Here is a 13,073-nt window from a genome sequence, read left to right as displayed (position 1 = left end):
CCGCACCGCCCGGATCGTCTCACGCGGCCGGGCAGACCGTCCCGAGGCGGTATCCTGATGCGAGCGAGAGGGAGTATCCCGACATCGCGCATCCGTCATCACGGGTCTCGACAGAGCGGCCCCGGGTGCGCACCGCAGGCCGGTCGGCCGGCGGGGGAGAGACTTTCGGATTCGACCGACCCCTCATCCGCATCCCTCGAAAGGCCCTGCATGGACCTCGAACTCCCGCTGTGGTTCGAAATCGGATCCCTCGTGATCCTCTCCGTCATCCTCCTGGCGGATCTGCTGCTCATCCTCAAGCGGCCCCACATCCCGTCGACCCGCGAGTCGACGCTGTGGGTCGTCTTCTACGTGACCCTGGCGCTGATCTTCGCCGGGATCATGTGGATCGTAGCGGGTCCCGAGTACGCCGGGCAGTTCGTCGCCGGCTGGCTGACCGAGTACAGCCTGTCGATCGACAACCTCTTCGTCTTCGTGCTGATCATGGGCCAGTTCGCGGTGCCGCGCCGCTACCAGCAGGAAGTCCTGATGGTCGGCATCATCATCGCCCTCGTGCTCCGCGGCATCTTCATCATGGTCGGCGCCGCCGTCATCGAGCAGTTCAGCTGGGTCTTCTACATCTTCGGAGCCTTCCTGGTCTGGACGGCGTGGCGTCAGGCGTTCCCCGGCGGCGACCATGACGACGACGTCAAGCAGGAGGCGTTCGTCGTGCGTGTGCTGCGTCGCACCATCGACATCAGCGACCACTACGACGGTGCGAAGATCCGCACGGTCGTGGACGGCAAGAAGATGTGGACGCCCATGATCATCGTCTTCGCGGCGATCGGCGTGACCGACCTGCTCTTCGCGATCGACTCGATCCCCGCGATCTTCGGCATCACCCAGAGCGCGTTCATCGTCTTCACGGCGAACATCTTCGCGCTCATGGGACTGCGCCAGCTGTACTTCCTCCTCGGCGACCTGCTCGACCGGCTGCGCTACCTGCACTACGGCATCGCGTTCATCCTGGCGTTCATCGGTCTGAAGCTGGTCTTCCACGCGATGCACGTCAACGAGCTGCCGTTCATCAACAACGGTGAGCACATCGAGTGGGCGCCCGAGATCTCCACCTGGATGTCGCTGGGAGTGATCGTGCTCTCCATGGTCGTGGCGACGGTCGCGAGCCTGCTCGCCTCGGCGCGCGACAAGCGGGCGGTGTCGGCGGATGCCGCGGCCACCGTGGTCGCCGACGAGAAGGGCACTCCCTCCACGGTCGAGCAGCCGCGTACCGACGACCATCGCTGACCGCGCGTCGCGGACATCGGCCCGGGATCGCGGGCCGTTGTCCGCGATGCCCGGCGGTGTCATACTGCCCCCATGGGGAGCGGGCGGATCCCCGCGGACGGCGCTCTCGAAGCGGAGCTGACCGCCCTGAGGGCCCGAGCGTATGGAGTGGACGCCGACATCGACGCCGACCCGGTGGCGCTCGCGCGCCTCGCGGAGCTCGAAGAGCTGCACGCCGCGTCGGCCGCGCGGGCGGGTCAGGCGCCGGATGGGGCCGAGTCGTCCTCGGCGCGTGATCCCGCGCGAGGCGAGCGGCTCGGATCGCCACGGCGGTCGCGTCCCTGGCGGGGAAGCCGGAAGGCGGCGTTCGTCGCGGGCGCGGCGATCGCGACAGGGGTCGCACTGGCGGTCGCGGGATGGATGGTGTGGACCGCGCCGCGCCCTGACGCCGTGCTGCAGGCGACGGAGGGCCGGCCGAGCGAGCAGGTGCTGCGGCTCACCGACTACGCGCGTCGGCAGATGGTCGACAAGTCGACGCTGCGGGCGTTCGAGCCGATCCTCGGCCTCGAGGTGTGGTCGGCACGCAGCGGACTCGGCAACGACTGCCTGCTCGTGATCGAACCCGTCACCGACGACCTGCTCGCGGCCGGCTGCGTCCCGGCGCCGGCCCAGCCGACGGTGGAGATCTACAACGTGCCGGTGGCGTGGATGCAGACGTGGACGCAAGAGCTGCCCACCGGTTCCGTCCTGAGATTCGTGCGGAACGGCGACACCGTCGAGGTGTGGATCTACGAGGGCCGGCCCTCGTGACCCCGCGCGGTGTGTGACATGGCCGCGACGGACGCCCGGCGGGCGATGGTAGCCTGGGCGGGTGCGGATCGCTCGCCTTCTCCTTAGCGGCCGCGACGAGTCCTAGTTCCCAGGCCTCACTCGTCGCGGAGTTCGTTGCGGGCCCCACCCATGAGGGCGCAGTCCCACAGAGGAGAACGAAGAGCTATGAGCACGACCGATGCAGCCGGCATCCCGGACCGTCCGCGTACCCTCGCCGAGAAGCTCTGGGATGACCACGTCGTCGTCCGCGGCACCGACGGTCAGCCGGACCTGATCTACATCGACCTCCACCTGGTGCACGAGGTCACGAGCCCGCAGGCCTTCGACGGCCTCCGGGCCGAGGGCAGGCCGGTGCGCCGGCTCGACCTCACCATCGCCACCGAGGATCACAACACCCCGACCCTCGACATCGACAAGCCGATCGCCGACCTGACCAGTCGCACGCAGATCGAGACGCTGCGCCGGAACGCCGCCGAGTTCGGTGTGCGCCTGCACTCGCTCGGCGACAAGGAGCAGGGGATCGTCCATGTCGTCGGACCACAGCTGGGCCTCACGATGCCGGGCATCACGGTCGTCTGCGGCGACTCGCACACCTCGACGCACGGCGCCTTCGGCGCGATGGCGTTCGGTATCGGCACGAGCGAGGTCGAGCATGTGCTGGCCACCCAGACGCTGCCCCTCAAGCCCTTCAAGACGATGGCGATCACGGTCGAAGGGCAGCTGCGGCCGGGCGTCACCGCGAAGGACATCATCCTCGCCGTGATCGCGAAGATCGGCACCAACGGCGGCCAGGGCTACGTGCTCGAGTACCGCGGCAGCGCCATCCGGTCGCTGTCGATGGAGGGCCGCATGACGATCTGCAACATGTCGATCGAGGCGGGCGCGCGCGCCGGGATGGTCGCTCCCGACGAAACCACGTTCGCCTATCTCGAGGGGCGCCCGCACGCTCCCCGCGGGCAGGACTGGGACGACGCCGTCGCCTATTGGCGCACCCTCCCGAGCGACGAGGGCGCCGTCTACGACGCCGAGGTCTTCCTCGACGCCGACGAGCTCGAGCCGTTCGTCACGTGGGGCACCAACCCCGGCCAGGGCGTCTCGCTGAGCGACGTCGTGCCCTCGCCCGACGACTTCGCCGACCCCAACGAGCGCGCCGCCGCCGAGCGCGCGCTCGAGTACATGGACCTGACACCGGGCACCCCGCTCAAGGCCGTGCCGGTCGACGCGGTGTTCATGGGGTCGTGCACCAACAGCCGCATCGAAGACCTGCGGGCATTCGCCTCCGTGATCGAGGGGCGCCGCAAGGCCGACGGAGTGCGCGTCATGGTGGTGCCGGGATCGGCTCGTGTGCGGCTCGAGGCCGAGGCCGAGGGTCTCGACAAGGTGTTCACGGAGTTCGGCGCCGAGTGGCGCTTCGCGGGCTGCTCGATGTGCCTCGGCATGAACCCCGACCAGCTCGCGCCGGGGGAGCGCTGCGCCTCCACCAGCAACCGCAACTTCGAAGGGCGCCAGGGCAAGGGCGGGCGCACCCACCTCGTCTCGCCGCTCGTCGCCGCCGCGACCGCGGTCATGGGCCGCCTCGCGAGCCCGAGCGATCTTCCCGCGCCCGTCGCGGCCGCAGCCGAGGGCACGGAGGTCTGACATGGAGAAGTTCACCACGCACACCGGCATCGCCGCGCCGCTCAAGCGTTCCGCGGTCGACACCGACCAGATCATCCCGGCGGTGTACCTGAAGCGCGTCACCAAGACCGGCTTCGAGGACGCGCTGTTCGCCAGTTGGCGGCAGGACCCCGAGTTCGTCCTGAACCAGCCGGTCTACGCCGGTGCCAGCATCCTCGTCGCCGGCCCGGACTTCGGCACCGGTTCCAGCCGGGAGCACGCGGTGTGGGCCCTGCGCGATTTCGGCTTCAAGGTGGTGCTGAGCCCCCGGTTCGCCGACATCTTCCGCGGCAACGCCGGCAAGCAGGGGCTGGTCGCCGGCGTCATCTCCGAGTCCGATCTCGAGGTGGCGTGGGCGGCGATCGAGGCCGAGCCGGGGGCCACGATGACCGTCGATCTCCAGGCGCGCACGGCGTCCATCGGCGCGCTGGAGCTGGCTTTCGAGATCGATGATTACACTAGGTGGCGGCTTCTCGAAGGGCTCGACGACATCGGGCTCACGCTGCGCGACGAAGACAAGATCGCGCAGTTCGAGGCGCGCCGCGAGGCGTGGCGGCCGCGGACGATCCCTGTTCCGTAAGCCGGGCCGGGCGCCCCGACACCGGGCGCCCGACCGCCGCAAAGCACCCTCGGGACACCAAGTGAGGACCACCGGATGAAGCCGCTTCTGAATGTCGCCGCGGGCGAGAGCACGACCGCCAAGGCGGGGGAGAAAGAAGTGACCGGAGAAGTCCTGGCGATCCGGGGCGGGCGACCGTTGACGGGCCGCGTCGAGGTCAAGGGCGCGAAGAACCTCGTCACCAAGGCGATGGTCGCCGCTCTCCTCGGAGAGACGACGAGCGTGCTGCGCGACGTGCCCGACATCAGCGACGTCCAGGTGGTGCGCTCCCTTCTCGAGGTCCACGGCGTACGCGTGTGGGATGGCGAGGAGGAGGGGACGATCCACCTCGACCCCAGCGGCGCCGTGGCGGCGCACTTCGAGGAGATCGACGCCCACGCCGGGGCATCCCGCATCCCGATCCTGTTCTGCGGCCCGCTGCTGCATCTGCTCGGCGAGGCCCTCATCCCCGACCTCGGCGGCTGCCGGATCGGCGACCGCCCGATCAACTTCCACATGGACGCTCTCCGCGCGTTCGGCGCGGTCGTGGACAAGAGCTACGAGGGCATCCGCATCACCGCGCCGGACGGGCTGCACGGCGCGAACATCGAGCTGCCGTACCCGAGCGTGGGCGCCACCGAGCAGGTGCTGCTGACGGCGGTGCGGGCCAAGGGCGTCACGGAACTGCGGAACGCGGCCATCGAGCCCGAGATCATGGACCTGATCGCCGTGCTCCAGAAGATGGGCGCGATCATCTCCTACGAGCCGAACCGCGTGATCTTCATCGAGGGGGTCGACTCGCTGCGCGGATACGACCACCGCGCCATCTTCGACCGCAACGAGGCCGCCTCGTGGGCCTGCGCCGCGCTGGCGACCGACGGTGACATCTTCGTCGGCGGCGCGCGTCAGCAGGAGATGCTCACGTTCCTCAACGTCTTCCGCAAGGCGGGAGGATGGTTCGACGTCCGGGAGGACGGCATCCAGTTCCGTCGCGGCGGCGCGCTCAAGGCCGTCATGGTCGAGACAGATGTGCACCCGGGCTTCATGACCGACTGGCAGCAGCCGCTCGTGGTGGCGCTGACCCAGGCCGAAGGCACGTCCACCGTGCACGAGACCGTGTACGAGAACCGACTCGGCTTCACCGACGCCCTGAACCAGATGGGCGCCGACATCGTCGTGCATCCCCGCGGGCTCGACACGATCGGCCGGCGCGTTCCCCGTCGCGCCTTGGAGCAGGCTGCCGTGATCAACGGCCCCACGCCGCTGCGGGGCGCCGACGTGGTGGTCCCCGACCTGCGCGGAGGGTACAGCTACGTGATCGCAGCCCTCGCCGCCGAAGGGGAGTCGGTCGTGCGCAACGTCGGGATCATCCGCCGCGGATACGAGAAGTTCTTCGCCAAGCTCGACATGCTGGGCGCGGACTTCGACGTCATCGGATAGTCCGGTGGCGACGAATCGTCCGCGCGCGTCCGAGGAGAAGACGCGCCCGAGCGTCTTCTGGCCCCTCGCGGGCCTCCTGGTGCCGCTTCTCAGCCTGCTCTTCAAGCTCGAGATCAAGGGCGGCGAGAAGCTTCCTCGTGAGGGCGCATACGTCGTGGCGCCCAACCATATGAGCGAGATCGACCCGCTCGTGGTCGCGCTGGCGGTATGGCGCTTGGGTCGCGCCCCGCGGTTCATGGCCAAGGAGAGCCTCTTCCGCGTCCCCGTGCTCGGCTGGGTGCTGCGGGCCACGGGGATGGTGCCGGTCGCCCGCGCCACCTCCGCAGCGGCGGCGCGAGCCACCCTCGAAGCATCCGAGACCCTCGCGCGGCACGGCCGCGGCGTCATCGTCTACCCGGAGGGCTCCCTCACGCGCGAACCCGACCTCTGGCCCATGCGCGGCAAGACCGGTGCGGTGCGCCTCGCCCTGGCCGGCGGCATCCCCGTCATCCCCATGGCGCAGTGGGGCGCCCAGCAGGTTCTCCCGCGCTACGGCAAGCTGAAGCTCTGGCCCCTGCGCCGGCGCGTGACGGTGCTCGTCGGCGACCCGGTGGACCTTTCGGCGTATGCGGGCTCAGCGTCGTCGCAGACCGCGCTCGTCGAGGCGACCGACGTCGTGATGGGCGAGATCGCGCGGCTGCTGTCGGAGCTGCGTGGCGAGCCCGCTCCCGCCCAGCGCTGGAACCCGGCCGACCATGGCCAGAGGGAGACGGGCCGCCTTGAGTCGTAGGCAGGATGCCGCCCGCCCGCGCGTCGCCGTCATCGGCGCGGGCAGCTGGGGGACGACGTTCGGGAAGATCCTCGCCGACGGCGGGGCCCACGTGACCATGTGGGCGCGCCGAGCGGAACTCGCGAGCGAGATCCAGGAGGGAAAGCGCAACAGCGAGTATCTCCCCGGCATCAACCTGCCGCGCGACATGCATGCCACGCATCACCTCTCGGAGGCGCTCGACGGCGCCGAGCAGATCTACCTCTCGATCCCGAGCCAGGCGGTGCGCCAGAACCTCAAGGCCGTGCGGCCGCTGATCGCGACGTCCGACGTGCCGATCGTGTCGCTCATGAAGGGCGTCGAGCGGCGGACCGGCCTGCGGATGAGCCAGGTGATCGAGCAGGAGCTGCAGTGCGATCCGGCACGGATCGCGGTCGCGTCCGGTCCCAACCTCGCACTGGAGATCGCCCGCGAGCAGCCGACCGCTGCCGTCATCTCGTCGCTCAGCCAGGAGACCGCCGACGCGGTCGCACGCCGCGCCCGCAACCGGTACTTCCGCACGTTCGTGAACACCGACGTCATCGGCACCGAGTTCGGCGGAGTGCTGAAGAACCTCATCGCGGTCGCCATCGGCATCGTCGACGGCGTCGGGTACGGCGAGAACACCAAGGCATCGATCATCACGCGCGGTCTCGTCGAGATGACCGACTTCGCCGTGGCGTTCGGCGCGCAGCACGAGACGCTGCAGGGCCTCGCGGGGCTCGGCGACCTGATCGCGACGTGCCAGTCGCCGCTCAGCCGCAACAACACCGCCGGGCGCCTGCTCGGCCAGGGCTACCGATTCGACGACGTCGTCAAGCAGATGAACCAGACGGCTGAGGGGCTCGCGTCGGTCGCGCCCATCCTGCAGCTCGCGCGCGAGGTGGGTGTGCAGATGCCCATCGTCGAGCAGGTGAAGATGGTGCTGGACGGCACCATGAACCCGCGCGACATCGCGCCGCATCTCACGACAGACGACGACACCCCACAGGGCGAGAGGACGACGAATGGACAAGCCGGCGGTGGCGGTGCTCTTTGGCGGTCGATCCAGCGAGCACTCGATCAGTTCCGCAACGGCGGGCGGGGTGCTGCGGGCGATCGACCGTGATCGCTACCGCGTGATCCCGGTCGGGATCACGCGCGACGGCGTCTTCGTCCTGGAGGACGACGACCCGGCGAAGTTCGCACTCGACGCGGATCGGCTCCCGGAGGTCGTCGACAACGGCACACGGGTGGTGTGGCCGGAAGGCGGCGCCGACCGCACGCTGCGTGTCCGGCGTGCCGACGGCACGACCGACGACCTGGGCCGACTCGACGTCGTGCTCCCGATCCTCCATGGCCTTCACGGCGAGGACGGCACCGTGCAGGGGTTCTTCGACACCCTCGGCCTGCCGTACGCGGGCGGCGGAGTGCTCGACTCGGCGCTCTGCATGGACAAGCACTTCATGAAGATCGTGCTCGCGGCGGCAGGTGTGCCGGTGTCGCCGTGGATCACCGTGACGCGCGACCGCTGGGAGCGCGACCCGGAAGGCGTTCGAGCGGATGCCGCTCCCCTCGGCGAGCCGTCGTTCGTCAAGCCCGCCCGCGCGGGGTCGAGCGTCGGCGTGTCCAAGGTGCACGACGGGTCCGAGCTCGAGGCCGCCCTCGCCCTGGCATTCGCCGAGGACGACAAGGTGCTCATCGAGTCGGCGATCGTCGGCCGCGAGCTCGAGGTGGCGATCCTCGAGGGGCGCGGCGGAGCTGCGCCGCGCGCGTCGCTTCCGGGGGAGATCGTGCTCACGACGCGCGAGTTCTACGACTTCGAGGGGAAGTACCTCGGCGGCGACGGCGCCGACGTCGTCTGCCCGGCCGACCTCACCGACAGCGAGATCGCGGCGATCCAGGAGCTCGGCGTCCGTTCGTTCCAAGCCGTCGACGGGCGAGGTCTTGCCCGTGTGGACTTCTTCCTGACGGCGGACGGGCTCTACGTCAACGAGCTCAACACCATGCCCGGGTTCACGCCGATCTCGATGTTCCCCAAATGCTGGATCGCGTCGGGGATGTCGTACGCCGAGCTCATCAGCGAGCTGATCGACACGGCGCTGGAGCGGGTGCCGAGCGCGACCGTCGAGGCTACCGCGCGCTGACGTCAGGGGACGGGCGTCGCCTCGTCGCGCTCGAGGCACTCGCCGTCGACGGGCAGCACTCCCACGACCGGTGAGAGCGCATCCAGGACGTCCCGGCTCGAAACCCCCTGGCCGTTCTCGTCGGCCGTCGTGTCGAGGTAGATCTCGACCGCGGGCGTGCGGCCGTAGGTGGTCACGCGGAAGCGGGGCGCGTCGCTGTCGTCGATGATCCAGTCGACGCCGGCGACGGACTGGCAGCTGAGAGTCGTCGGCCCGGGCGGCTCGACGCCGCAGGTGAGCAGGACCTTGGCGGGATCGCCCCAGGCTCCGGTCGCCTGCGCGTCCGTCCACCGCCGGGGTTCCCCGCTCACGGTGCCGGGCAGCTGTGACGTGACCTCTGCGCACAGCGGGTCGTTCGCCGCCGGGGCGGGGTCGAGGTCGACAGTCGTGGTGCAGCCGCTCAGGCCGAGGGCCGCCGCCGCGAGTCCGACGGCCGCGAGGGTGGGAAGGGCACGCACCGTTCCAGGCTAACCCGCCGCGAGGGCCGGCGCCGTCGCCGGCGGTAGCGTGGACGTGTGGGCGACGAGCGCAGAGATCCGACGGTGGGCGAGCTCAGCGAGGGGAGCGTGCTCCGCAGCATCCTGGAGCGACTCGGCGAGTCGAACGCCCTCGTCGGACCCGGCGACGACGCCGCCGTCATCGCGGCCGCGGACGGCCGGGTCGTCGCGACCGTCGACACGCTGGTGCACGGACCGGACTTCCGTCTCGCCTGGTCGAGCGCGTACGACCTGGGCTACAAGGCGGCCGCTGTGAACCTGGCGGACGTCGCGGCGATGGGTGCGACTCCGACGGCACTCCTCGTGGCGCTCGCGATGCCGGAGGCCACCCGCCTGTCGTTCGTGACCGGCCTCGCCGACGGGTTGCGTGCGGCGTGCCGCGACCTCGCGCCCGGCTGCCGTGTGGAAGGTGGAGATCTCACCGTCTCGGACACGCTCACGGTCGCCGTCACGGCGCTCGGCGCGCTGGCCGGTCGTGCGCCCGTGCTCCGCTCCGGTGCACGACCGGGTGACGTGGTGGCCGTGGCGGGTCGCCTGGGCCGGGCGGCGCGCGGCCTGCGCGTCCTGTTCGAGCGGTTCACGGATGCCGCGGGCCACCCGGTCCCGGTCGACGAGAGTGCCCTCACCCCCGCTGAGCGCGACGATCTCGGCGCCCAGCTGCGTCCGTCACCGCCGGTGTGGCTCGGCCCAGAGGCGGCGGACGGGGGCGCCACGGCGATGATGGACGTGTCGGATGGGCTCGTGCTCGACGCGTCGCGCATGGCCGTCGCATCCGGTGTCAGCATCGCGATCGAGTCGGCTCTCCTCGGCGAAGATGTCGCCTCGGCCCTGGCGGGCGGCGAGGATCACGCGCTCCTGGCGACGTTCCCGGCCGGGAGGCAGCTTCCCGAGGGGTTCCGGCGCGTCGGCGTCGTTCAGGCCGGCGGCCGGGATCACGTCCTGGTCGACGGCCGGCCGTACGAGGGCCGCGGCGGCTGGGATCCGTACCAGGACTGGGACGCCGGCACGGGGTGACGTCAGTCGGCGGTGGTCGCCCACCACAACGCAGTGTCGCCGTAGCGCTTGCCGCGCGTGGCGACGAGTCCGTCGGGCAGCGAGGGTTTCGGGGACCGCGATCCGCGCTCGACGACCACTTCCGCACCGGGGGACAACAGAGGGACGAGCAGGGCGAGGGTCGCGGACAGGTCGGCATCGCCCAGATCGTAGGGCGGATCGAGGAACACGAGGTCGAAGCGACCCCGCGCCGATCGGAGGAACGCGTCGGCGGATGAGCGGTGGACGCGGATGACCGCATCGGGTCCGACCGCCTTCGCCACTCGTCCGGCATTGCGCTGTGCGACCGTCGCGGCCCGCGGAGACTTCTCGATCAGGTCGGCGGATGCCGCGCCCCTGCTGATCGCCTCGAGTGCGAGCGCCCCCGACCCGGCGTAGAGGTCGAGGACGGCGGCGCCCCGCAGCGCATCGGCGGACTCGAGGGCCCCGAAGAGGGACTCGCGAACGCGGTCGCTCGTTGGGCGGGTGCCGGCGTCGGGCACGTCCAGCACGAGGGAGCCGGCACGGCCCGCGATGATGCGCGTCACCCCTTCACGATATCGCCGGGTCCAGCGCCGCTCGTGACCGCTCCCCGGCGGCGGGACACGTCGCACGTCGGCCGGCGAATCTAGACTCGTCGCGTGACCTCCTTCACGCTCGACTCGAGCCTCGGCGGCGCGATCGGCGGAAAGACGGCGACGGCGCTCGAGCGCGCCTTCGGCATGACGACGGTCGGCGATCTGCTGGTGCACTACCCGCGACGGTACGCGCGGCGCGGCGAACTCACGCAGATCTCGTCGCTGCCGGTGGGTGAGCCGGTGACCATCGTGGCCGAGGTCAAGCGCGTCAACGAACGGCGGATGAAGAACCGCAACGGCACCCTGCTCGAAGTGCTCATCAGCGACGGGAACGGCGATCTGTCGCTCACGTTCTTCAACCAGGCCTGGCGCGTCAAAGACCTGCGGCCGGGGCGCCGCGGCATCTTCGCGGGCAAGGTCGGCGAGTACCGCGGGATGAAGCAGCTGGCGCATCCCGACTACGAGCTGTTCGAGGACGAGGCGCAGGCGCGCCTCACCGCTGAGGCGAACGCGAACCTGCCGATCCCGATCTATCCCGCGACGAGCACGATCGCCAGCTGGCAGCTGCAGAAGATGGTCGACCTCGTCCTCGACGGGCTCGGCGACGTGCCCGAGCCGCTTCCCGACGAGCTGAGAGCGCGTCATGGGCTGCTCGACGCCCGCACGGCGATCGAGCGGATCCACCGGCCGGGTTCCTTCGGCGAGATCGAGCCGGCCCGCGCGACGCTCCGCATGCAGGAGGCCTTCGTGCTGCAGGTCGCCCTGCTCCAGCAGCGGCAGTTCGTGCGGCAGCTCTCCGCGATCCGCAGGGCGCCGGGCGAACTTCTGGACCGATTCGATGCGGCACTGCCCTTCCCGCGCACGCCCGACCAGGTCACGGTCGGCGACGACATCGCGCGCGACCTGCAGGGGGACTGGCCCATGAACCGGCTGGTGCAGGGCGAGGTCGGGTCGGGCAAGACGCTCGTCGCGCTTCGCGCCATGCTCCAGGTCGCCCAGGACGGCGGTCAGTCCGCCCTCATCGCGCCCACCGAGGTGCTCGCCGCCCAGCACGTGCGCTCCATCGCCCGCATGCTGGGCCCGCAGCTCTCGCCCGAGCTCATGCCGACTCTGCTCACCGGGCAGCTGCCGGCCGCCGAGCGCCGCAAGGCCTCTCTGCGCGCCGCGTCGGGCCAGGCGCGCATCGTCATCGGCACCCACGCGCTTCTGAGCGAGACCACCACCTTCGCCGACCTCGGGCTCGTCGTGGTCGACGAGCAGCACCGGTTCGGCGTCGAGCAGCGGGAGTCGCTCCGCGCCAAGGGCTCGTCGCCTCACGCCCTGGTGCTCACCGCCACGCCCATCCCTCGCACGGTCGCGATGACGGTGTTCGGCGACCTCGACGTCTCGACGATCCGCACGATGCCGGCGGGCCGCGCCGGCATCGAGACCTTCGTCGCGCCGCTCGCCGAACGGCCGGGATGGTTCGCACGCGTCTGGGAACGCATCGCGGAGGAAGTCGGCCAGGGCCGTCAGGCGTTCGTCGTGTGCGCCGCGATCGACGCCGAGGCGCTCAGCAAGGACGACACCGCCGACGAGCCTCCCGGAGACACCGGCGGCGAGGCGAGCCGCACCCGCTGGGGCGTGGTGCAGGTCGCCGATCTGCTGTCGCGGCATCCGTCGTTCTCCGAGATCCGGGTCGAGATCCTGCACGGCAAGATGCCCTCCGACGACAAGGATGCCGTGATGCGGGCGTTCGCCCGCGGCGACGTCGACGTGCTCGTCGCCACGACGGTCGTCGAGGTCGGCGTCGACGTGCCGAACGCCTCGACGATGGCGATCCTCGAGGCCGACAGGTTCGGCGTGTCGCAGCTCCACCAGCTGCGCGGACGCGTCGGACGCGGCGGCGTCCCCGGCCTGTGCCTGCTCGTCACGGAGGCCCCGCTGGGCACGCCCGCGCGGGACCGCGTAGACGCCGTCGCCGCGACGCTCGACGGCTTCGCCCTGGCCGAGGTCGACCTCGAGCTGCGCGGCGAGGGCGATGTGCTCGGCGATGCCCAGTCCGGGGCGCGGTCGTCGCTGCGACTGCTTCGCGTCGTCAAGGACGCCGACATCATCGCCGAGGCGCGGGTCGCCGCGGAGCAGGTGCTCGCCGAGGATGCGGCCCTTCAGCGGCATCCGGGTCTCGCGGCCGCCCTCGAACGCAACGTCGGGATGGCCGAGCGCGCGGCCCTCGCCAAGAACTGA

12 protein-coding genes are annotated in these 13,073 nt (G+C 70.7%); 10 read left to right on the top strand and 2 right to left on the bottom strand.

The window, feature by feature from the left end; all coding sequences use genetic code 11:
• The first annotated feature begins 210 nt into the window (after nt 1-210).
• The 8 genes from ACN9MP_RS10085 (at nt 211) to ACN9MP_RS10050 (ending at nt 8,701) form a co-directional block, all read left to right on the top strand.
• Nucleotides 211-1,284 carry a TerC family protein gene (locus ACN9MP_RS10085; RefSeq protein ID WP_426319845.1) on the top strand — a complete coding sequence of 358 codons (1,074 nt, stop codon included), beginning with the start codon at nt 211-213 and terminating at the stop codon, nt 1,282-1,284.
• Between the two features lie 72 nt (nt 1,285-1,356).
• Entirely contained in the window at nt 1,357-2,073 is a 717-nt protein-coding gene (locus tag ACN9MP_RS10080) for a hypothetical protein (RefSeq protein WP_426319843.1), read from the top strand.
• Nucleotides 2,074-2,259: 186 nt separating this feature from the next.
• A complete protein-coding gene (leuC, locus tag ACN9MP_RS10075) occupies nt 2,260-3,732 on the top strand; it encodes a 3-isopropylmalate dehydratase large subunit (RefSeq protein WP_426319841.1) in 1,473 nt (490 codons plus the stop codon).
• Nucleotide 3,733: 1 nt separating this feature from the next.
• The gene (gene leuD, locus ACN9MP_RS10070) at nt 3,734-4,330 is read left to right on the top strand and encodes a 3-isopropylmalate dehydratase small subunit (RefSeq protein ID WP_426319839.1); all 597 of its coding nucleotides are present in this window, start codon (nt 3,734-3,736) and stop codon (nt 4,328-4,330) included.
• 75 nt (nt 4,331-4,405) lie between these two features.
• Nucleotides 4,406-5,788, top strand: a complete 1,383-nt coding sequence (gene murA, locus ACN9MP_RS10065; RefSeq protein WP_426319837.1) for a UDP-N-acetylglucosamine 1-carboxyvinyltransferase — start codon at nt 4,406-4,408, stop codon at nt 5,786-5,788.
• A 4-nt stretch (nt 5,789-5,792) separates the two neighbouring features.
• The gene (locus ACN9MP_RS10060; protein WP_426319835.1) at nt 5,793-6,557 is read left to right on the top strand and encodes a lysophospholipid acyltransferase family protein; all 765 of its coding nucleotides are present in this window, start codon (nt 5,793-5,795) and stop codon (nt 6,555-6,557) included.
• On the top strand, nt 6,523-7,683 hold the full coding sequence (locus tag ACN9MP_RS10055) for an NAD(P)H-dependent glycerol-3-phosphate dehydrogenase (protein ID WP_426319833.1): 1,161 nt from the start codon (nt 6,523-6,525) through the stop codon (nt 7,681-7,683). The genes ACN9MP_RS10060 and ACN9MP_RS10055 overlap by 35 nt, the downstream gene beginning before the upstream one ends.
• Nucleotides 7,583-8,701, top strand: coding sequence for a D-alanine--D-alanine ligase family protein (locus ACN9MP_RS10050; RefSeq protein WP_426319831.1), 1,119 nt, complete (start codon nt 7,583-7,585; stop codon nt 8,699-8,701). Before ACN9MP_RS10055 ends, ACN9MP_RS10050 begins: the two co-directional genes overlap by 101 nt.
• Nucleotides 8,702-8,703: 2 nt before the next feature.
• On the opposite strand, the gene ACN9MP_RS10045 is transcribed toward ACN9MP_RS10050, so the two are convergent.
• Nucleotides 8,704-9,198, bottom strand: coding sequence for a DUF3515 family protein (locus ACN9MP_RS10045; RefSeq protein ID WP_426319829.1), 495 nt, complete (start codon nt 9,196-9,198; stop codon nt 8,704-8,706).
• A gap of 57 nt (nt 9,199-9,255) precedes the next feature.
• Between ACN9MP_RS10045 and thiL the strand changes: the two genes are divergently transcribed.
• On the top strand, nt 9,256-10,251 hold the full coding sequence (gene thiL / locus ACN9MP_RS10040; protein ID WP_426319827.1) for a thiamine-phosphate kinase: 996 nt from the start codon (nt 9,256-9,258) through the stop codon (nt 10,249-10,251).
• 2 nt (nt 10,252-10,253) lie between these two features.
• Here thiL and rsmD read toward each other — a convergent pair whose 3' ends face one another.
• Entirely contained in the window at nt 10,254-10,817 is a 564-nt protein-coding gene (gene rsmD / locus ACN9MP_RS10035) for a 16S rRNA (guanine(966)-N(2))-methyltransferase RsmD (protein ID WP_426319825.1), read from the bottom strand.
• A gap of 93 nt (nt 10,818-10,910) precedes the next feature.
• Between rsmD and ACN9MP_RS10030 the strand changes: the two genes are divergently transcribed.
• Nucleotides 10,911-13,073 carry an ATP-dependent DNA helicase RecG gene (locus tag ACN9MP_RS10030; protein ID WP_426319823.1) on the top strand — a complete coding sequence of 721 codons (2,163 nt, stop codon included), beginning with the start codon at nt 10,911-10,913 and terminating at the stop codon, nt 13,071-13,073.

It is taken from the genome of Microbacterium sp. E-13, assembly GCF_049912955.1.
Taxonomy (GTDB): Bacteria; Actinomycetota; Actinomycetes; order Actinomycetales; family Microbacteriaceae; genus Microbacterium.
The sequence above is the reverse complement of the archived record's forward strand: the minus strand, read 5'-3'. Positions and strand labels throughout refer to the sequence as shown.

Coding starts and splice junctions, on each gene's coding strand:
- ACN9MP_RS10085 (WP_426319845.1), top strand. CDS start 211: ATGGACCTCGAACTCCCGCTGTGGTTCGAAATCGGATCCCTCGTGATC.
- ACN9MP_RS10080 (WP_426319843.1), top strand. CDS start 1,357: ATGGGGAGCGGGCGGATCCCCGCGGACGGCGCTCTCGAAGCGGAGCTG.
- leuC (WP_426319841.1), top strand. CDS start 2,260: ATGAGCACGACCGATGCAGCCGGCATCCCGGACCGTCCGCGTACCCTC.
- leuD (WP_426319839.1), top strand. CDS start 3,734: ATGGAGAAGTTCACCACGCACACCGGCATCGCCGCGCCGCTCAAGCGT.
- murA (WP_426319837.1), top strand. CDS start 4,406: ATGAAGCCGCTTCTGAATGTCGCCGCGGGCGAGAGCACGACCGCCAAG.
- ACN9MP_RS10055 (WP_426319833.1), top strand. CDS start 6,523: ATGGCCAGAGGGAGACGGGCCGCCTTGAGTCGTAGGCAGGATGCCGCC.
- ACN9MP_RS10050 (WP_426319831.1), top strand. CDS start 7,583: ATGGACAAGCCGGCGGTGGCGGTGCTCTTTGGCGGTCGATCCAGCGAG.